General features: G+C 42.1%; 1 protein-coding gene. It reads right to left on the reverse strand.

Going from position 1 to position 494, the window contains the following annotated elements:
* Positions 1-467: IS21 family transposase (locus AAEZ18_RS18380; protein WP_502935393.1), on the reverse strand; the 467-nt coding region annotated here is incomplete at its 3' end.
* Positions 468-494: the final 27 nt, after the last annotated feature.

Raw genomic sequence — 494 nt, forward strand, 5'->3', positions numbered from 1 at the left:
ACAATACTCATGGTTGGGCCACAGTAATCCACAAACAGTTTTTCACCTGCTTTATGATTTTGTCGCATGGAGGGTTTTTGGCATTTAAGCCATGCCTTGTACTGACGGCAGAAGTGAGTGTAACTGTAAAAACCTTCCGCGTGCCGCTCTTTGTATTCTTCCCAAAGCAGCAACAACGTCATGGTTTTAGGCCGAAGCTCTTGCTGAACTAACGACCAGTCAGGAATGGTAAAGCCCTTTAATCGAGGCTTTGTTTTGAAGAACGCTTGTTGCAGAGCGTGATCATCCCACTTCTCATCAAGCGGCCAGTAAGTAATATCTAACTCTGCTGATTTACAGGCATATTTAGACACGATTGAGGGTGAAACAGATAAGCTTGTTGCTATCTGACGATGACTGAGTTTACAGCTGTATTTTAGTCTTAAAATCTCTTTAAGTTTACGCATTGAAATAGGTGCCGTTGGCATGGTCATTCTCATCATCAAAAATGAAAA

Source organism: Pseudoalteromonas sp. 19-MNA-CIBAN-0066, assembly GCF_040308705.1.
GTDB lineage: Bacteria > Pseudomonadota > Gammaproteobacteria > Enterobacterales > Alteromonadaceae > Pseudoalteromonas > Pseudoalteromonas nigrifaciens.